Source organism: Nocardia sp. NPDC006630 (assembly GCF_040611495.1).
Lineage (GTDB): Bacteria > Actinomycetota > Actinomycetes > Mycobacteriales > Mycobacteriaceae > Nocardia.
This window is the reverse complement of record NZ_JBEXOK010000002.1, coordinates 615,367-634,175: the sequence shown is the minus strand read 5'-3', so window position 1 is coordinate 634,175 and position 18,809 is coordinate 615,367. Positions and strand designations below refer to the sequence as shown.

Annotated in this window: 20 protein-coding genes and 1 pseudogene; 9 read left to right on the top strand and 12 right to left on the bottom strand. The window is 63.6% G+C overall.

Features of this window, described 5'->3' with window-relative positions:
* Positions 1-414: 414 nt before the first annotated feature.
* Complete coding sequence (locus ABZX86_RS07410) at positions 415-951, top strand: hypothetical protein (protein ID WP_355120983.1); 537 nt, start codon at positions 415-417, stop codon at positions 949-951.
* 220 nt (positions 952-1,171) lie between these two features.
* Here ABZX86_RS07410 and ABZX86_RS07405 read toward each other — a convergent pair whose 3' ends face one another.
* Positions 1,172-1,519, bottom strand: coding sequence for a hypothetical protein (locus ABZX86_RS07405; RefSeq protein ID WP_355120981.1), 348 nt, complete (start codon positions 1,517-1,519; stop codon positions 1,172-1,174).
* A gap of 1,503 nt (positions 1,520-3,022) precedes the next feature.
* Here ABZX86_RS07405 and ABZX86_RS07400 point away from each other — a divergent pair.
* Positions 3,023-3,712 carry a hypothetical protein gene (locus ABZX86_RS07400; protein ID WP_355120979.1) on the top strand — a complete coding sequence of 230 codons (690 nt, stop codon included), beginning with the start codon at positions 3,023-3,025 and terminating at the stop codon, positions 3,710-3,712.
* 230 nt (positions 3,713-3,942) lie between these two features.
* Here the strand turns inward: ABZX86_RS07400 and ABZX86_RS07395 are convergent, their stop codons facing one another.
* From ABZX86_RS07395 to ppgK, 6 genes and pseudogenes are all read right to left on the bottom strand, one after another.
* On the bottom strand, positions 3,943-4,434 hold the full coding sequence (locus ABZX86_RS07395; protein ID WP_355120977.1) for a DUF4231 domain-containing protein: 492 nt from the start codon (positions 4,432-4,434) through the stop codon (positions 3,943-3,945).
* A 38-nt stretch (positions 4,435-4,472) separates the two neighbouring features.
* Positions 4,473-5,597 (bottom strand): TIR domain-containing protein, encoded by a 1,125-nt coding sequence (locus ABZX86_RS07390; RefSeq protein ID WP_355120975.1) that lies wholly within the window; start codon positions 5,595-5,597, stop codon positions 4,473-4,475.
* A gap of 837 nt (positions 5,598-6,434) precedes the next feature.
* A complete protein-coding gene (locus ABZX86_RS07385; RefSeq protein ID WP_355120973.1) occupies positions 6,435-6,926 on the bottom strand; it encodes a tyrosine-type recombinase/integrase in 492 nt (163 codons plus the stop codon).
* Between the two features lie 7 nt (positions 6,927-6,933).
* Positions 6,934-7,182, bottom strand: a pseudogene (locus ABZX86_RS07380) (site-specific integrase); the annotation flags it as partial.
* Between the two features lie 133 nt (positions 7,183-7,315).
* The gene (locus ABZX86_RS07375) at positions 7,316-8,710 is read right to left on the bottom strand and encodes an RNA polymerase sigma factor (RefSeq protein ID WP_355120971.1); all 1,395 of its coding nucleotides are present in this window, start codon (positions 8,708-8,710) and stop codon (positions 7,316-7,318) included.
* Between the two features lie 151 nt (positions 8,711-8,861).
* Positions 8,862-9,620: a polyphosphate--glucose phosphotransferase gene (gene ppgK, locus ABZX86_RS07370; RefSeq protein WP_355120969.1), complete on the bottom strand. Its 759-nt coding sequence runs from the start codon at positions 9,618-9,620 to the stop codon at positions 8,862-8,864.
* 69 nt (positions 9,621-9,689) lie between these two features.
* Here ppgK and ABZX86_RS07365 point away from each other — a divergent pair, with 69 nt between their 5' ends.
* Positions 9,690-10,604, top strand: a complete 915-nt coding sequence (locus ABZX86_RS07365; RefSeq protein WP_355120967.1) for an inositol monophosphatase family protein — start codon at positions 9,690-9,692, stop codon at positions 10,602-10,604.
* A 202-nt stretch (positions 10,605-10,806) separates the two neighbouring features.
* Here the strand turns inward: ABZX86_RS07365 and cei are convergent, their stop codons facing one another.
* The gene (gene cei / locus ABZX86_RS07360; protein WP_355120965.1) at positions 10,807-11,484 is read right to left on the bottom strand and encodes an envelope integrity protein Cei; all 678 of its coding nucleotides are present in this window, start codon (positions 11,482-11,484) and stop codon (positions 10,807-10,809) included.
* A gap of 419 nt (positions 11,485-11,903) precedes the next feature.
* Between cei and ABZX86_RS07355 the strand changes: the two genes are divergently transcribed.
* The gene (locus ABZX86_RS07355) at positions 11,904-12,206 is read left to right on the top strand and encodes a DUF4193 domain-containing protein (protein WP_327145210.1); all 303 of its coding nucleotides are present in this window, start codon (positions 11,904-11,906) and stop codon (positions 12,204-12,206) included.
* Positions 12,207-12,305: 99 nt separating this feature from the next.
* Here ABZX86_RS07355 and ABZX86_RS07350 read toward each other — a convergent pair whose 3' ends face one another.
* Positions 12,306-12,803 carry a DUF3093 domain-containing protein gene (locus tag ABZX86_RS07350; RefSeq protein ID WP_355121311.1) on the bottom strand — a complete coding sequence of 166 codons (498 nt, stop codon included), beginning with the start codon at positions 12,801-12,803 and terminating at the stop codon, positions 12,306-12,308.
* Positions 12,804-12,882: 79 nt separating this feature from the next.
* On the opposite strand from ABZX86_RS07350, the gene dut reads away from it, so the two are divergent.
* Together dut and ABZX86_RS07340 are read left to right on the top strand one after the other, a co-directional pair.
* Entirely contained in the window at positions 12,883-13,356 is a 474-nt protein-coding gene (gene dut / locus ABZX86_RS07345) for a dUTP diphosphatase (RefSeq protein ID WP_355120963.1), read from the top strand.
* Positions 13,357-13,358: 2 nt separating this feature from the next.
* A complete protein-coding gene (locus ABZX86_RS07340; protein ID WP_355121309.1) occupies positions 13,359-14,237 on the top strand; it encodes a DUF3710 domain-containing protein in 879 nt (292 codons plus the stop codon).
* Between the two features lie 168 nt (positions 14,238-14,405).
* Here the strand turns inward: ABZX86_RS07340 and ABZX86_RS07335 are convergent, their stop codons facing one another.
* The gene (locus ABZX86_RS07335) at positions 14,406-15,122 is read right to left on the bottom strand and encodes an alpha/beta hydrolase (RefSeq protein ID WP_355120961.1); all 717 of its coding nucleotides are present in this window, start codon (positions 15,120-15,122) and stop codon (positions 14,406-14,408) included.
* 158 nt (positions 15,123-15,280) lie between these two features.
* Between ABZX86_RS07335 and ABZX86_RS07330 the strand changes: the two genes are divergently transcribed.
* The 3 genes from ABZX86_RS07330 (at position 15,281) to shbA (ending at position 17,338) form a co-directional block, all read left to right on the top strand.
* On the top strand, positions 15,281-15,673 hold the full coding sequence (locus tag ABZX86_RS07330) for an OB-fold nucleic acid binding domain-containing protein (protein WP_327145214.1): 393 nt from the start codon (positions 15,281-15,283) through the stop codon (positions 15,671-15,673).
* Positions 15,674-15,678: 5 nt separating this feature from the next.
* The gene (locus ABZX86_RS07325) at positions 15,679-16,458 is read left to right on the top strand and encodes a DUF3159 domain-containing protein (protein ID WP_355120959.1); all 780 of its coding nucleotides are present in this window, start codon (positions 15,679-15,681) and stop codon (positions 16,456-16,458) included.
* A gap of 241 nt (positions 16,459-16,699) precedes the next feature.
* The gene (gene shbA / locus ABZX86_RS07320; RefSeq protein WP_327146494.1) at positions 16,700-17,338 is read left to right on the top strand and encodes an RNA polymerase sigma factor ShbA; all 639 of its coding nucleotides are present in this window, start codon (positions 16,700-16,702) and stop codon (positions 17,336-17,338) included.
* Positions 17,339-17,366: 28 nt separating this feature from the next.
* On the opposite strand, the gene ABZX86_RS07315 is transcribed toward shbA, so the two are convergent.
* Together ABZX86_RS07315 and ABZX86_RS07310 are read right to left on the bottom strand one after the other, a co-directional pair.
* A complete protein-coding gene (locus ABZX86_RS07315; RefSeq protein ID WP_327145216.1) occupies positions 17,367-18,056 on the bottom strand; it encodes a TrkA family potassium uptake protein in 690 nt (229 codons plus the stop codon).
* A gap of 2 nt (positions 18,057-18,058) precedes the next feature.
* Positions 18,059-18,724: a TrkA family potassium uptake protein gene (locus tag ABZX86_RS07310; RefSeq protein ID WP_355120956.1), complete on the bottom strand. Its 666-nt coding sequence runs from the start codon at positions 18,722-18,724 to the stop codon at positions 18,059-18,061.
* Between the last annotated feature and the right edge of the window lie 85 nt (positions 18,725-18,809).

Sequence of the window (18,809 nt, the reverse complement as noted above, 5' to 3'; positions counted from 1 at the left end):
TGATACCCGCCCTCGGCGAGCGCGAAGAAGAAGGGCGTGTTCTTGTTGCCGCACTGCGACATTCGGCAAATACGAGAAAGGCCCCCGAAGCGTCAGCTCAGGGGGCCTTTCTCGACAAACAACCTAGTCCAGGTAGTCGCGCACTAGGAAGGGTTGTGCGCTGTGCTGGCACTGGACAATCGAGGTGGTGGGTGAGCGTGAGACCCGCCGATATCCTTGACTGAGGTGTCCGGACGGCACCGAGGGGTGTGGAAAGGCCCTCTGGCACTGGGAAATCTGGTGCAAAAACCAAGTGGCTCCGTTCTTCTTCGATCCCAACCGCCAGCGGCAAGCGCAGACCCGGCAGCAGCGGGTAGCTCCCAGGTGTTCACCATGTGAGGTCAGAACCTCTTGCTGGCGACTACCATTGCCAAGATGAGCTGGTCGATTGTCGGTCCACTTGTTGGGGTAGCGATCGGCACCGTCGGAACGCTCACAGCCCAATTTATGGCGATGCATACGAACTCTGCCTTGTCCCGTGCAAGTCACCGCCTGACTTTGCGAGCAGATCGACGAGACGCCATCTATGCCTTCCTCGACGCCGCACAGGTTGCTGATGAAGTCGCGGACCTCAAGCACCTAGGCAAGGGGTTTGACGAGAATCAGGCGCGCGAGGCCATGCATCAAACCTGGTTTCGATACAAGTGTATAGAGGTCATCGGCAGCGCTGAACTGCGTAGCAGGGCACTGGCTTACACGTTCCGAATGAACGAATCAGTATGGGGCGACCTGCCAACGGGGCAGACGGTTTGGACGTTCATGAAGGAACACCGTGAACCATTCTTAGAAGCGGCGAGAGTGGAACTCGATGCCTCAGATCTGAGCGTAGTCCGCAGGAGACCGTGGCCCTTTCGCCGCGCCCTAGCGACCTCAACTACGTCACGCGACCGGCCGGTACCAGATCTCTCATAGTCTGCCTGTACTCTCGCCTTCGCCCAAATCGCAAGCAGCAAAGGAAAATCCGGCGACGGAGCGTGGCATCTAATGAGGTCGGTCTCGCAGTCCCCATCGGTACGACACGGGCAAGAATATGGGTTCGATGCTGGTTCGGAGTGATCCAGCCGCGGTCTTCGCCGCCGGAAGGGTCATGCCCCGCGGCCTAGGGTGTCAGCCCATGGCTACCCCAGATGGATCAGGCGTGGACGGCCCACCCAGCCTCGACGTTGCTGACGTCGTCCGGATCTTTAACCGTTACGTACCACTGTGTTTCTTCGCCGAGCATGATTGCGACAAACGCATGGACCGTCTGGCCCGTGGTCACCTGACCGGAGCGCAGCGGTGGCACTTTGTTGATCGCCGAATAGTTGACCATTGGGTCAGCGCCCCACCCCTCCCCATGGGTAGTGGGCCAGCCGTAACCGGCCGTGACGAAGTCCTCGGTGTACTTGAACGGTTGCGCCGATGTACCGGCGAATATGAGTTCAAAGACGCCGCAGGGTAGTTGACCAGCGCAATGCGGCACCCACGCGACGCTGCCCATAGTGATGTCGGCGGTAGCACCGTTGCGAGCCGACGCGTGGATGGGAGCACCTGGCTTCCCAGCGTAAGAAGGCGGAGCTGCTGTAGTCGTAGCAGGACTGCCGGTTGCGGATGATGAGCAGCCCGCCGAGAACAGAACCGCAAGCGTGCAGACGAGCGCGAGTCGCATATGTAGACAGTAGAACTCGCACTGGCGTTCATTGTCAGAAGTTGACGAATCGGCACCAGGCCATAGGGCACCGTCTCGGTCAAGACCTTGGCGGGATGTGAAGAGCCGCAACCGAGCTACCAACGGAATGGCCAGTCGGTGGTGACCCATTCGAGCGCACGTCTTTGCGCTACCGGCGGTGTTCGCACCGGTCCTGGAGTCCACCGATGCCTTCACGGCTCAACGATTTTGCGGACGCCGGCGGTTAGCGCAGGCGTGGGGTGGGGTGCGTGGAGAGTGCGGGCAGGCCCCGCCTGCCCGTCACCAGCTGTCCGCTGGCGCCGCCCGAGAGGCTCACGCCGAGTAGGAATTTCCCGTTCCGAGACCGCCGCGATGGCCACCGGGCCGGGCGGGGAAATTCGTGCTTGGCGTGAGGGGCGGCGCTGACACAATCACGCGCCCCACCCCACTCCGGACGCGGCGGGCCGCGGAAACATCGGCCCGATACCGAGGCCGGCCATAGACCGGACGATCCGAAACCGGTGGCAAAACCCGGGAAAACCCGGGCAGAAACAGGCGCACGATCGGTGAGAGCAGGGTGCAAGTCGGCACATCGAGGAAAAACGCGGGTAGAACGCGGGAGATCAGTACCCGAGTTCTGCCCTAGTTCTACCCCCGCCCCGCCTCTTGACCTGGGGTTTCGTCAACTTCTCTCAGAGATCACCAAATACCTCCATCAGTGTGTATTTGGTGATCTCTGAGAGAAGTTGAGAGAGAAGGGGCGGGGCGGGGGGTAAGTAAGAAAGTAAGAGAAGAAGAGTGAGTAAGTAGTAAGTAAGTAGGTTGCGTTGGGTAATAAGCGTTGCTGTTGGGTGCGTGGTTGCGTCGGGTAACGATGGGTGCGTACGTGGCGGTGGACTGCGTGGTGGCGTTCGGAACGCTGGCGCGGTGGTGACGTCCGGTGTCATGGGTTGCGCGGATGTGGCTGTGCCCGGTGCAGGTGGTCGCGTTCGGTAGTCCGGTGGGTGGACCGGAGTGTGTTGTCCTGCGGGGGATTCCCTGGGCGCGCGCCGCATTGTATCGGCGTCGCCCCTCCAGCCCGAGGACGAATTTCCCCGCCTGGCCCGCAAATTCAGTGACCGTAGGGCGATGGGAAATTCCTCCTCGGCCGGGAGCCTCTGCGACGCCTTGGACAGGCGTTAGGGGCAGGCGCAGGGCCTGCCCCGATAGAGCGCGGCGCGCGCCCAGGAAATCCACGCTCTGTCGAGACCCCATTCGTTGACACGTACGTGTCAAAGCCATTGCGCGGCAGGTTGACACGTACGTGTCAAAACATCGCGGAAGGACCCGGAGATCATGACTGACTCCGACACCATCACCGGTCTACTCGTCACCGCACTGGAAAGCGCTTGGGCGGCAATCCGATCCCACCACCCCGACGTACCAGAGGTGGTACTCACCGTGGGCTCAGGATCAACCGGCGGAAGTGATCTGACACTCGGGCACTTCGCGCCGGACCGATGGATACGGGGCGAGTACGAGCTCCACGAACTGTTCATCGGAGGTGAAGGACTCCAGCGCGGTGGGGCTGATGTCCTCGGCACTCTGTTGCATGAGGCCGGCCATGGTGTCGCGGTCACTCGTGGCATCAAGGACACCAGCCGACAGGGGCGGTGGCACAACGACCGATACCGCGCCCTGGGAGAAGAGCTCGGGCTCACCCTTGTTCATCACCCGAAGATCGGATGGTCGGTCACCACGGTGCCGGACAAGACCCGAGAGCTGTACAAGGAGGAGCTGGAGGAGTTGACCTTCGCCTTGGTGGCGTACCGCCGGCGGGAACCCGATCGACGCGGCGGACGCAAGTCCAACAACAACGGGATGTCCGCCGCGTGTGCGTGTGGCCGGAAGATTCGGGTCTCGCCGAGTGTGTTCGAAGCCGGGCTGATCTACTGCGGCAACTGCGGTGGGGCGTTCGATGTCGACGGCGAACCTGGCACCCGGGACTCAGTTCACACTGAGTTCATGCCCCTCAGTTCACATTGAGTTCACGACGCAAGAAAGGCCCGGTGGATACCGGGCCTGACCTGGTCGTACGTTGGTGCGCGATACTGGGATTGAACCAGTAGGGTATCGCATCAGGAGTTCGGACAATTCGATTCGGTTAAATTCAAGGGGAGGCGTGATACTTACCTCAGCCCCTTCCTCGCCATTGCTGAATTGTATAAATCAACTCCGGAAAGGGTAGAGTATAGCTGCTTGATAAACAAATTGTGTCAGGAACTATTATTGCCTTTGGTGGGAATTTCACCTGCAGCCGATTTTTGCTCAATTATGGTAGAAGTTCGCCGTCCCGCAACATCTAACCAACCGGCCATCTCTCCATTCTCGATCATTGTAATCGCCTCTACCAACCGTTGACCGCGCGTCGCTGAGTCGCAATAAGGTGACATTTCAGTCCGGTACCTTCTACGTTCAGCTTCTACATCCTCACGCGCTTTGCTGAAGCGTAGGTAGTTTTCTTGCCAGTGAAAAAGCGATCGCAATCCGGTCACGATAACAATAAGGGCGCCAATAATGGCCGGAATAACCGTGTTTCCTGAAAATATCACCGCAAGGACAGAGATTGAGGCAGATCCTACTAGTTGCATGATCTCAGTAGTTCGATGATATCGACGCGATTTCTTCGAGGCTTTAACGTACCACTCATATGAACCGTCCGACAACCTCTCGGCATAGCGCTCTATAGAATCTTCATTCGCAACCATATATAGCTCCCGGAAAGACTTTCGCCGCAAATATTCTTTTACTTAGAGCCCCGTAGGCCGGTTAACCAGTTCTCGATGATAGTTTGAGTATCCGCCACCATTCGCAAACCAGAAGTGATGGCCCTGCTCGGCTTTCTCATGTCACGACTCATCGTCGACGCAGTCTCCATCGCCTCAGCCAGCGGTTTTGATTCAGAAAGAGCCTGCGTGACCGCTTCGTGCATACCTTGGATCGTGTCCGCCAAATCGGCGACACCTTCTCGATCCTCCGACGGTGCCATCTTCGCGTGCTGAATAAACGCACTGAAGCCTACGTCCATGGCTATCATAGTATTCTTGTACACCTCGGCAGCCTGGTGGAAATCATTGCTCGGCGGCAAGAGGCGGTTTGAGATACGCCTGAATATCACGAGGCGTTGAGACATTTGTGAAGAGCGTTTAGCATCTTCAAGATCGGGCTGGCATGCATCCATGGCTGCACTTAATGAATTTATCGCCGCAGTCATGTCCTCGACCGTTCTAGGCCATATTTCGGCATGCTCCTCAAGCTCTGCTATCCGCTCTAGAATTCCAGGTTCATCGTCCTCATCTTCAACGCGACTTCCATCTCCAGTTCCGCTATCATCCGGATTATCGCTAGTAGAAACTATTTCCGGGATGGATTCCATTGAATCGGATATCTGCTTAATTCGAACCGCCAGATCATGTACGGCTCGTTTGTATACGCTAGACGATTCGTCTTCGAGTCGAGTTTCATGCCAAAATTCGCACTGCAAGCTACTGATGATTGAAACGATCTCATCGTCGGAATCTACATTCATATCAGTATCCGCATATACGATGGGCAGTACCAGTTGCGTAAGATTTGAAGGACGAGATTTACTCCAAAATGTGAGAAACTCATAGCGGCATGCGCTGCTGCGCAGGTAAGAAGGCGTGATTATCGGAATGAACAGCGTAGCTCCATGGATGGAGTTGTCAATCCTCGTTTTCCACTCTTCTCCCCACTCAATACTGTCTCGATCAATAAATACTTGAAGAGGGTTGCCATTAATTAGTTTGAAAGCGCGACTGATCTGTTTCGAGAGCTTCGTTACATGTCTGTCAGAGCACTCGTCGTCGTCGCGCGTATAGCTCCAGAATGCGCTTAGCGCCACTACCATGTATGGATGGTGCCTTACCTGACACTTTTTTGAGGCAAGGGTACGGCGTGTCGTGTCGTGTCGCTCCAACTAGACGTCACGATTACCACAGTCCGACACTGTCGAGTAGCGCACACTCAGGCAGCGAATCGCAGCCGAAAGCTAGAGCGATTGCGGTGCTACATCAACAAACCAGTCGACCGGTTATGTCCGGTCTGATGCGTTTCAGTGCCAACACCCGGATTGTCGCCGACTGGCCAGTGCGAAGCCGAGCTCGATCCGGCTGAAACTTGGTCTGCCGCGTCGAAGGTGGAAGAGTGATGTATTCTCGCGTTTCGCTCGCTGAGGAACAGCATTTTCGCTGGTCAGCGCAGTGTCAGGCTCCTCTGAACTCGTAATCCTTAGGTGTACGCGCCCAGTGCGTTGCTCGCCGCTGTCGTGGCCCGCTCATCAACCGCCAATTCATGGGACGTGGGGCAGTAGGTTCGCTGTCGTGGGGCAAACATGGGGCAGATGAGTTTCCAGACGCGGGTTCTTGTGTCCATTCCTATCCTGAACGCGGATCGCGCAGATGCCTGACCAGTACCAATGTTTGATCAGGTATTGGCAGGTCGCCGCCGTTCGTGAACGGTTAGTTCTGAACTGGTTTTACACACCAACGGTGGAGAGTTGTCCACCTCGACCGCTGACATGTTGATCGTGAGCCTGTTTCGTCGCCATGCTGGAAAAGCTTGTACGACAAGAGCATTCGTAAGTTAGTGGCGGCTTCGAGTGAGTTCGGCTACAGGTCGCCAAGATTCAGTCCACGCGCTTCATCGGCGGCCCGGGCTGCGGCGGTCGATCGGGTGTAGCGGTCGATCATGTCGCGTGTGCTCCAACCGGCGATGGCCATGAGTCCGCCTTCGGTTCCGCCGGTGCCGAGCCAGCGGGAGGCGCCGGTGTGCTTAGAACGTGAGGGTGGAAGTCTGGAATTCCACCCAATTCGGCTCTGTAAGTGAGAGTGTTGTATAGCGCGTAGTAGCCGAAGCCTTTGCCGCGGTCGCTGAGCCACAAGTTGGGGGAGTCGGCGAGACGGTGGCTGCAGCGGATTCTGATGTATCGGTCAAGAGTGCGTCCTGTCTGGGGGCCGAGGGGAACGACGCGGCCCTTGCCACCTTTGCCGCGTTGGATGATGACGAGTCCGCGCTGAAGGTCCAAGTCTGGCAACTGGATTCCGACGCGTTCGCCCGCTCGCATCGCGGACTCGATCATCGGTCGGACGACTGCCTCGTCACGCCGCTCTCGAAAGTCTTTGCCACTGCACGCCTTGAGGAGCTGGCGCAGTTGGTCATCCGAGAGGGATGGAACCATCTTCTCGTCAAGTTTTGGGCGCCTTCAGGCCGAAGAGGGGGTCGGAATCGAGTTCGCCTTCTTCGGTCAGCCATGCCGAGAATCGGGGTAGTCCGAGCTGTCGGGCTCGAACTGTGGACGCCTCCAGGCCGGCGGCCAGCAAGTCGGCGACGAACGCATTGACCCTCGTTCGCTCCAAGATCGGTGGCTCGCTCTTAGCCTCGCACCACTCCAGGAACGCGCGGACACCCCGGCCGTACGACTTGACGGTCTCGCCTGACTTACGTTCTGCGCGAGATCGATTGAGCGATCTCTCCCCATCCCAATACCTTGACTGAGAGCGCTGTGCCTGTCGAAAAACGAGAAAGTCCCCCGAAGCAGCAGCTCAGGGGGCCTTTCTCGACAACAACTCAGTCCAGGTAGTCGCGCAATACCTGGGAGCGGCTGGGGTGGCGCAGTTTGCTCATGGTCTTCGACTCGATCTGGCGGATGCGCTCGCGCGTGACGCCGTAGACCTGGCCGATCTCGTCCAGGGTGCGGGGCTGGCCGTCGGTGAGGCCGAAGCGGAGTCGGACTACACCTGCCTCGCGCTCGGAGAGGGTTTCCAGGACCGACTGGAGTTGGTCCTGGAGGAGGGTGAAGCTGACGGCGTCTACCGCGACGACGGCTTCGGAGTCCTCGATGAAATCGCCGAGCTGGCTGTCGCCTTCGTCGCCGATCGTCTGATCGAGGGAGATGGGTTCACGCGCGTACTGCTGGATCTCCAGCACCTTCTCGGGCGTGATGTCCATTTCCTTGGCGAGCTCTTCGGGAGTGGGCTCGCGGCCCAGATCCTGCAGCAGCTCACGCTGGATACGGCCCAGCTTGTTGATGACCTCGACCATATGCACCGGGATGCGGATGGTGCGGGCCTGATCGGCCATGGCGCGGGTGATCGCCTGACGGATCCACCAGGTGGCATACGTGGAGAACTTGTAGCCCTTGGTGTAGTCGAACTTCTCGACCGCGCGGATCAGACCCAGGTTGCCCTCCTGGATGAGATCCAGGAACGCCATACCGCGGCCGGTGTAGCGCTTCGCGAGCGAAACCACCAGTCGTAGGTTGGCTTCCAGCAGGTGGTTCTTGGCGCGATTGCCATCGCGCATGATCCACTGCAGGTCGCGGCGCAGCTGAACGGTGAGCTTCTCGCCCTTTTCGGCGAACTCGCGCAGCTTCTCGGTGGCGTAGAGGCCGGCCTCGATGCGCTTGGCGAGCTCGACCTCCTCCTCCGCGTTGAGCAGCGCGACCTTGCCGATCTGCTTGAGGTAGGCGCGCACCGAGTCGGCGGAAGCGGTGAGCTCCGCGTCCTTGCGAGCCTGCCGCAGGGCCTCGGATTCCTCCTCGTCCCAGACGAAGTCGCCCGACGCCTTGTCCTTGGCGGTGGGCTCCTCGGCCTCTTCGGCTTCCTCGCCCGCCGCCGGGGTCTCGGCCTCTTCGGCATCGTCCTCGGCGAGATCCTCCTCGACCAGGTCGGTCTCATCGACCTCCAGGTCGCCGAGGTCAGCGAGGTCCACCGACTCTTCGTCGGTGCTCACATCGACGTCGCCGTCGTCGCCCTCGCCCTTGCTGCCGGCCTTCTTGGCTGCCGCCTTCTTGGCCGGAGCCTTTTTAGCAGGGGCCTTCTTGGCTGCGACTTTTTTGGCCACCGCCTTCTTGGCCGGGGCTTTCTTAGCGGCAGCCTTTTTGACCGGCCGTGCTGCGGTGATGTCTGCGGAGTCGGCTTCGTCGGCCGATTCGGCGGTCTCTCGGGTATTCGTGGCTACCACGTACGCCCTTTCGTGACGGTCTCGTGCGGCGTCACGCCAGAGTGGTGATCCGGCGGAGCGGTCTGTAGGGGGGTAACCGGCGCTGGTGCCGGGTTGTTTTCACCGGCGCACCGCCGGAGCTTCTTCCATTGTAACGATCGAACCAGCGTACTTATGGCGCGATACCGGCAGACACGGCCATTGCCGCTCCCACGATGCCCGCGGTGTTCTTCAAATCGGCCGCGACGACGGGGGTTCGGTTGGTCAGCAACGGAATCCATTCAGCGTAGTCGCGACTGATGCCGCCACCCGCCACGAACACGTTCGGCCAGAACAGATTTTCCAGCGTGACCAGCACCTTACTGACCTCGACCGCCCATTGCGCGTAGGTCAGGCCGTCGCGATCCTTGATCGATGCGGCGGCCCGGTGCTCGGCCTCCTGACCACCCACCTCGATATGCCCGAGTTCGCTGTTGGGCATGAGCACGCCGTTGTACATCACGGCCGATCCGATGCCCGTGCCGAAGGTGAGCAGCATTACCAGACCGTCGAGATCCTTTGCCGCGCCGTAGCGGTCCTCGGCCATGCCCGCGGCGTCCGCGTCGTTGAGCACTGTCACCTCACGGCCGCCGAGCGCCTGCGAGAAAAGCGCCCGGGCATCGGTGCCGATCCAGGACTTGTCGATATTGGCCGCGGTGCGCACGACACCGCCGATGATCACGCTCGGCATGGTGATGCCGACCGGACCGTCCCAACCCGATTGCGCGACCACCTTCGCGACGGTCTCCGCGACCGCGCTCGGCGTGGCCGGATGCGGCGTCGCCACCTTGATGCGCTCCTGGATCAGCTCCCCGGTGGCCAGATCGACCGCAGCGCCCTTGACGCCGCTACCGCCGATGTCGATACCGAACCCGTGCCCCCGAGCGGACATGACGACTCCTCGTTCTCCCAGTGATGTGCCCGACAAGCCTAATGCGAGGTGTGCGGGATCTGTGCTGCGATGGTCCACGTGCCGGAATCCGATTTCACCTCCACCGCATCGAACACCACCCTGACCTCCGACGGGACCGACATCGCCGAACTGCGGCGCGTGGCGGTACATCTGGCCGAAACCGCCGCCGCACATGTGCGGGCGCGCCGCCCCGAGGTCTTCGGGCCGGGCGCTGTCGCGGATGACGCCGTGCAGTCCAAGAGCACCCCCACCGACCCCGTGACCATCGTCGATACCGAAACCGAGGCGCTGGTCCGCAAGCTCGTCGCCGAACTGCGCCCGGGCGATCTCGTCCTCGGCGAGGAGGACGGCGGCACCCTCGCCGATGATCCGGACGCCGTGCAGTGGGTCGTCGATCCGATCGACGGCACGGTCAATTTCGTCTACGGCATCCCCGCGTACTCGGTCTCGGTGGCGGCCGTGCGCGGCGGCCGATCGGTCGCCGGAGCCGTGGCGGATGTCGTGGCCGGAGCGACCTACAGCGCCGGGCTCGGCCTGGGCGCGCACCGGACTCCTCTTGGCGGCGAACCGATTCCGCTGCGCTGCAATCCGGTCGAGTCGGTGTCGATGGCCCTGCTCGCCACCGGATTCGCGTACGCCCCGAAGCGTCGCGCGAGGCAGGGTGAACTGATCGCGGAACTGTTGCCACAGATTCGCGACATTCGGCGCCTCGGCTCGGCCGCACTCGATCTGTGCATGGTGGCGGAGGGGCGCGTGGACGCCCACTACGAGCACGGCCTGAACCTGTGGGATTGGGCCGCGGGCGCGCTCATCGCCGCTGAGGCGGGCGCGCGGCTGACCCTGCCGGCACCGACGGCGTCCGGTTCGGCGGGCGAATTGGTGGTGGCCGCCGCGCCCGGAATTGCCGACGAACTGAGCGGTCTACTCGAGCGAATCGGTGTCACCACCCCTATCCCGGAGTGAGGACAGCGGGCTAGACAGCTCGAGGCCGCAAAGTTGCCGCAGAGTCCGGAAATACTGATCGCCGCGCCCATCGGGCGCGGCGATCCAGGATTCGGTTGTCGAACGATCGTGTGATGAAACGGTCACGGACACTTGGTTTTTCGGCCGCCGGATGGTCGGCCCGGTACCGCCGTCGCGCGGTACGGCACTCAGTGCAGAGGCATCAGCACTTCGCGTGCCGGGCCGCGTCGAGCAGCTTCGGATCGATGGCGGGGGCGCTGCCCGGCGCCGGATTCTTCAGTGACTTGAGCACCTCCTCGGCATCGGTCCCCAGCTGGATATCGCGGAACAGTGAGCCGAGCACCATATCCACGGTGTCGTCGGTGCGCTGATCCTCGATGAGCTCGGCGCACGGCGTGACCAGCTGCGCGGCCGCCGCGGCGGGCCGCCCGTTCACGCCGAAGCGAATCTGGCCGGTGCACTCCAGATCGCCGTTGACGTAGACCGGGTCATTGCCCACCTGAACGTCCGGTGCGCTGGCAAAGCCGAGATCGCCCAGCTCGGAGGCAACGTGCGCTGCCTGCCCGCGCTGGCCGTTGGCATTGAACACGCGCACTTTTGCCTGCGCCAGCGGTACTGGTTCGACGTCGCGCAGTCTGGAGGGTGATACGCGCTGCCCCAGCGGCACCGGCGCGGGCGCCGAGGTGCTGGAGGCGGGACTGGGCGAATTGCACGCCATTGCACCGGGATCGGCCTCGGTCGTCGTCAGTGCGCGAAACCACACACCGACGCAGATCACGGCGATGACGGCCACCATGGCTGCCCACGGCTCCCAGCGTCGCCGAATGAAGGGCCGCCCCTTGGGGTCGGTCGGTCTGCCTTGGGTGATCAGTGAAACCACGGTCACACTCTACGAAAAACCTGGGGCAAGTTGCGTGCAAGGTCTCGGTAAGTCCACCGAAGGGTCTCGGTTACGGGCCCGAAGGTCTCGTTGTGTGCCCTGGTCGGTGACGATTGCCCGTCATTTTCGAATCACGCGTGTTTTGATTGCGACTTTTGCCGTGGGGTCCGCTATTGTCTGGCGGCCGCGATCGTATCGCCCGGGTTGAATCGGGGGTTCGATTTCGGGAACAACAAGGGCTTGTCCTGCGTTGACCGAGCGCGATCAGGTACGGACCAGGAGTATCCGGCCAGGTCGGTGACTGGTGTACACGTGACGTACACCACGGGCGGGGCGGCTATCCCGGCCCGGTTCCTGCGGGAATCGGGACGGAACCAGCCGGTCCGGGATATACGGAGTAAGGACGAGGGGAAGACGACATGGCAACCGACTATGACGCACCACGGCGCAGTGAAACCGACGAAGTGTCGGAGGACTCGCTCGAGGAGCTGAAGGCTCGTCGCAACGAGGCCGCGTCCGCCGTCGTGGATATCGACGAATCCGATACCGCGGAGTCGTTCGAGCTTCCTGGCGCGGATCTTTCGGAGGAGGTGCTCTCGGTTCGGGTCATCCCGAAGCAGGCCGACGAGTTCACCTGCTCCAGCTGCTTCCTGGTGCACCACCGCAGCCGGCTCGCCAGCGAAGCTAGCGGGCAGCTGATTTGTATGGACTGCGCGGCCTGATCCAGGTCGTTCAGCCCGCAGGAATATCCGTCAGCCCGCGCTCGGTTCGCCGAGCGCGGCAAGGGGATTCGTTCGGCTCGAGCACGGCGCTGACCAGTCTCAGTTACTGGGCTGACCAGCGTTTTTGACGCCGAGCGCTTCCAGGATTCGATCGGGCCGACGCGTACTGACCAACCAGTACGGTGTCGGGTCGTCCGGATCGTCGAGCACGAGCAACAACATCGGGCCGACCCAGGCCCGGTGCTGAACGTACGCGGCGGGGTCGAGTTGTCGGCCCAGCGCCGCGCTTTTCGCGCTGGTGGGCACGCCCGCGGCACGCGCCACGAAGGTGGCGGGCAGATGCGCGGTATCGATGCGCAATTCCGGCGTGCCGTCCGCGTCGCGGGCCACCTCCACCCGATGCCGGGACATCCACAGCAGCACCCACACGGGAATCGGGAACAGCAGGACGTAGGGCAACCAGGCCCGCACACCCGGTGCGCCCATGTGGATTTCGGCTGCCAGCAGTCCGGTGACCGCCAAACCTACGGGCCACCACCACAGTGGCACCCAGAGGCGCTCGGAGTAGAGGGGCGTGGTCTGCTGCTGAGGTTCCATGGTCACCTGAGGGGGCTGGTCGGACACGACATCAGACTAGGTCAATGGCTGCGGGGGTGAACGCGTAGGCTCGGCCGACGTGACCGGTATTCCTCCAATTCCCCTGCTGCGGCTCGATCCCGCGATGCCTGTACCCACGCGCGCCCACGAGGGCGACGCCGGGGTGGATCTGTGTACCACCGAGGACGTCATCATCGAACCGGGGGAGCGGGTGCTGGTTGGTACCGGCATCGCGGTGGCCCTCCCGATCGGAACGGTCGGTCTCATCCATCCCAGGTCCGGCCTGGCCGCGAAGACCGGCCTGTCTGTCGTCAACACCCCCGGCACGGTTGATGCCGGCTATCGGGGCGAGATCAAGGTGTGCCTGATCAATCACGATCTGCGCACTCCCATCGAGCTCCGCCGCGGTGACCGCATCGCCCAGCTGCTGGTGCAGCGGGTGGAGCTGGTCGACTTCGTCGAGGTGGACAATCTCGACGAAACCCAGCGTGGCGCTGGAGGATACGGATCCAGTGGTGGGCACGCCAGCCTGGTGGCCGGCAAGGAGGCATGACGATGTTCGGACGCAAGAAGCGCAACGGTGAGTCCGGCGACGCCGCCGCACCGTACGACGACGAATACACCGAGTACGACGAATACGACGACGAAGCGGACGAGTACGAGGAGGAGGCCGAATACGAGGCCGCCGCCGTGTACGACGACTCCGATGAGGACACCGGCGAATTCCCCGTGGTCGCGGGCGAGCGCACCGGCCCGTACAACTACGAGGACGTCGTCGATCAGATCGAGAGCATCGGCGAGCAGCGCCTGGATCTGGGTTCGGTCATCGTGCCGGTCCCGCCGGGCGGGCAGCTGCAGGTCGAGATGACGCCGGAGGGTGCGCCGCAGGCGGTGCATCTGGCCACCGAGCACGGCCGCATCACGGTCGCCGCGTATGCCGCGCCCAAGTCGCCGGGCCAATGGCGTTCGGTCGCAGCGGATTTGGCGGAGACGCTGCGCAAGGACGGCGCCCAGGTGTCGGTGCAGAAGGGTCCGTGGGGCCGGGAACTGCACGCGGTCACCGAGGGCGCGGATCTGCGTTTCATCGGCGTGGACGGGTACCGCTGGATGGTCCGCCTGGTGGCGGCCGGTCCCAGTGGCGCTGCCACCGACGGCACCGCCCTGGTGGCCGCGGCCCGCGCCATCCTCGGCGAGACCGTGGTCCGCCGCGGAGATGAGCCGCTACCGGTGCGGGAACCCCTTCCGGTGGTCCTACCCCAGGAACTCGCCGATCAGCTCGCAGCGGCCCACCAGCAGCAGCTGGATGCCCAGCAGCAGGCGGTGGCCGCGCAGCTGGCCGCCATGCAGGGCGGACCGCAGCCGATCCAGGCTCCGGACGGCGAACCGCGTCGCGGCGCGGAGGGTTCCGCGATGCAGCAGCTGGGTCTCAACTAGCGCCTGGCCTGCCATAGCCATAACGACAAACGACCTTCGCACCGCCCGCTTTCGGGGAGGTGCGAAGGTCGTTTGCTGTCTGCGTGATTCGAGGTGCTGCGAATTGTTGTTCGGTGATCCGAGGATGCGGCGACCTGGGTGGTGTGGTGCTTCGGCGGCTCGGATGCTTCAGGGTGTGCTGATGTGCCGGGCGAACAGCGCCCGAATGCCGCGCTCGCCCAGGATCGCCGGGTCCGCGCCCAGCTCGTCGAGCGTGATGCGGTGCAATTCACAGTGGGGGATGAGCTCGGCCCACCGCTCCGCCACCGCGAAGGGGTGCACGGGATCGTCGATCGCGCCGACGATCGATACCGGCACTGTGACCTTCGTCAAGAATTCGGCCTCGGGCCAGGCGTACGCGGCGGCCTCCTCCAGCGCCGCGGGCAGCTGCGGCCACTGCGACCGCCAGGAGCGGGTGAGCGCCTCGGCCAGCCAGGCCGGGCTCGAGGCCCGCATGCGGTCGATCATGGCGTCGATGCCGTCCGCCCGCAGCTGCGCCGCCGTCGCCGCGGCGCTGAGCGCGGCCGGGCAGCCGGTGGTGTCGGCCCCGGTCCAGGCGGGGAGCGCGGCCACCACGCCGAACACGGAATCGGGATGCCGCGCCGCCCAATCCACGGCAACGGCCGCACCGAGCGAAATACCGGCAATGAGCACCGGCCCGGATCGCGCGGCGGCATCGAGCGCCGCCTGATAGCTCGCAATGACCCGCTGCGGGTCCGGGTCCACCGCGTGCAGCGGCAGATCCATTGCGGCGCAAGCGGTTCCGAAGGCACGCGCGGCGAAGTGCGCATCGGAGCCGGTTCCGGGCAGGGCGACGGCGACCGCCGGATGTGAGAGATCTGGCACCCGCCGAGCGTACTGGGACGGGCGCGCGTGGCGAGTACACCCCGTCACCTCTACAGTGGCGGTGTGTACGCCGCGCCCGAGTGGGAAACCTACGAGGTATGCGGAGAGAAGAACGACGTGAGACCCACGCCGTATGGCTCTACAGGAGAGCGTGCGAGATGCCATCCTCGGGTGGGAAGGAAGCCCCGTCAGGCTATTTCCGGCGATTGAGCCGGCGCCTGACGGAGGATCTGGATCGTTTGGATGCCGAGGAGCTCGCCGAGACGTCGGAGGCGTCGGGCGCGTGTGCGGCATCGCAGTGTCGCCGAGGTGAGGAAGTCACCATGCTCGGCCGCCTGCGCAGCGTCGAGGCCTGCCCCAAATCGGCGGGCGCCGAGGTGGAGGCGGAGTTCTTCGACGGCACCGACAGTGTGGCGCTGGTCTTCATCGGCAGGCGGCGCATCCCCGGAATCGAGCCGGGTCGTCGTATTCTGGTCCGCGGCCGCGTCGGTGAACGTGATGGCGGCAAGGTCATCTACAACCCCTACTACGAACTGCGTGAGAACTCCTGACTCCTATGCCGATACCCAGCAGCAATGACGACGGCCGCATATCCGATGGCGCCTACGGCACGTCCCCCGGCGAGCTGGAACACGCCTTCGAGGCGGAATTGGCCGACCGCGAGGACGAACTCGCCCACGCCTTCGCCGACGAGGTGGAACAGGAGCGGGAAGAGGAGATCGAGCAGACCCTGCTCGAGCAGCTGGGCGGCTTCAGCGGCCTGATCTACTCCTCGCTGCCGGTTTTGGTGTTCGTGCCGGTGAATTCGCTGCGCGGGCTCACCACCGCCATCTGGGCGGCCCTGGGCGTGGCGACCGCCATCCTGATCTGGCGGCTGGTCAAGCGCGGTCCGATCCAGCCGGCGATCTCCGGATTCCTCGGTGTGGGCGTGTGTGCGCTCATCGCCTATCGGATGGGTGAGGCCAAGGGCTTCTTCCTGTTCGGCATCTACGCGAGCCTGATCTACGGCGGCGCGTTCCTGATCTCGCTGCTGGTGCGCTGGCCGCTGGCGGGCGTCATCTGGGGTGTGCTGAACGGGCACGGCACCGAGTGGCGTTCCGATCGCCGCGCCATGCGCCTCTACGATCTGGCCACCGCGGTGTGGGCGATCGTCTTCGTGGCCCGCTATCTGGTGCAGAACCACCTCTACGACTCCAACAGCACCGGCCTGCTGGCGGTGGCGCGCCTGGCCATGGGCTGGCCGCTGACCGCCGTCGCGCTGGTGGTCACGGTGTGGGCGGTGCGCAAGGCGGGCCATATGCCCGCCGCGAAGGCCACCGAGGCTGCTCCGAACTGAGTCTTTCCCACGTAGGCGCCGAGTTATCTCGGCGCCTTATCGCGTCAAACTGCCCTCGCGTAAACACCTTCGGGGCGATTCGGGGGTGACAGGGGGTGGCCACCCCACCCCTGGGGTACCTATTTCGGCGGCTCCGATCCACGCACGATCGTTGTATAACGAACGGCGAAAGGATCTCGAGTTGATTACCGACGGCAAGGCAGTGGCATCGCAGGACCGTGGCGAGGGGCTCGGCGCGGCGGTGCAGACAACGGCCGCGCGCCGGCATTCGGCGGGGCGGGGAACCAAGGGCAGTACCGCGGCGACGTCGGAATCCCGGCGTGCGGCAGCGGAACTCGAGAAATTGATCGCTCCGGCGGCGGCGGGCGACCGGGCGGCGGTGACGGAGATTCTCCGGATCGTCTACCCGCTGGTGCGGCGCTACTGTGCCGCGCGCATCGGTGGCGCGGGCCATCTGCATGTGACGGCCGATGATGTGGCTCAGGAAGTGTGCCTGGCCACCGTGCAGGCCATTCCGCGCTACCGGGATCAGGGCAAGTCGTTCCTGGCGTTCGTGTACGGCATCTCTGCCAACAAGGTCGCCGATGCCTTCCGCCGGGCGCAGCTGCATCCGGCCTATCCGGTCGCGGAATTCCCGGACGCCACCGATACCGAGGCCGGACCGGAGGAGCGGGCGCTGCAGTCCGAAACCCGTGCCGCCACCAGGGAACTCATGAAGGTGCTGGCGCCCACCCATCGCGAGGTGCTGGTCATGCGCATCGTGCTGGGCTGGACGGCCGCGGAGACCGCCGAGGCCATCGGGACCAGTCCGGGCGTGGTGCGGGTGATGCAGCACCGCGCCCTCAACAAGCTGCGCGCCGAACTCCGGTCGGCGTCGTAGTGCGGGGTGGCCGCCCGCATCGGCCTTATCAGGCGGTTGTGCCGACCGGGTTGCCGAAACCGTTGACGCCGAGGGCTTTCCGAAGATCGTCCTCGGCTTCGACGGAGGCGACGAACAGCAGTTCGTCGGAACCCTCCAGTGGATCGTCCGGCTGCGGCACGATGACTCGCCCGCCGCGCAGAATGGTCACCAGCGCCGCATCGCGCGGCAGCTTCAGCATGCGAACGGCCTTGCCCGCCAACGGCGTATCGGTCGGCAGCGTGATCTCCACCAGATTGGCCTGGCCCTGACGCAATGTCATGAGCCGCACCAGATCTCCGACGGAGACCGCCTCCTCGACGAGCGAGGCCAGCAGGCGCGGCGTCGAGACGGCGACGTCCACACCCCACGAGGTGTCGAAGAGCCATTCGTTGCGCGGATCGTTGACCCGCGCGACCACCCGGCCCACGCCGAATTCGGTCTTGGCGAGCAGGGCGAACACCAGATTCACCTTATCGTCGCCGGTGGCGGCGATGACCACGTCATAGGTTTCCAGCCCGGCCTCTTCGAGCGTCTCGAGCTCGCAGGCATCGGCGTGCACCCACACCGCGGCGGGCGCGCTGACGGGGTCGATGTGGTCGAGGCGGCGCTCCAGCAGCATGATCTGGTGCCCGCCGCGCAATAGCTCCTGGGCGATGGATCGGCCGACGGCGCCGGCGCCCGCAATGGCTACCTTCATGATCAGTCCTCGCTCGCGGGGGGATTTCCAGCCAAGGCGACCGCTTCACCTACTGTGCCCGAGGTGGCCGCGATGTACACCGTGTCGTCGGCCTGCATCAGCGTCTTCGCGTTCGGCAGCACACCCTGGCCGAACCGGATGAGGAACGCGACGCGGACGCCGATGGTGCTCTCCAGCGAGTGCACGGTGCGTCCGTACCACTCTTCGTGCAGTGCGAGTTCGGTGACCGCGACGGTGCCGGTGGGGTCGCGCCAGGTGGTGGTGGACTGATCGGCCACCAGTGCGCGCAGGAACCGGTCGGTGGTCCACGGCACGGTGGCGATGGTCGGAATGCCCAGGCGCTCGTATACGGCGGCGCGCTTGGCGTCGTAGATGCGGGCGACCACGCGGTCGATGCCGAAGGTCTCCCGCGCCACCCGCGCGGAGATGATGTTGGAGTTGTCGCCGGAGGAGACGGCCGCGAAGGCCTCTGCCCGTTCGATTCCCGCGCGGGTCAATACATCCCGGTCGAATCCGACGCCGGTAATGCACAACCCGGGGAAGTCACGGCCCAGCCGGAGGAAGGCGCTCGAATTCTGATCGATCACCGCGACGTCGTGGCCGATGCGGACCAGGGCGCGAGCCAGCGAGGATCCGACTCGCCCACACCCCATGATCACTACGTACACCCTGCGAACCCCATTCCCGAAAACCGTGGTGTGCGGTCTGGTTGCCTGCTTGTCGAAATCACAGCCGGTTGGCAACCGTACCGTT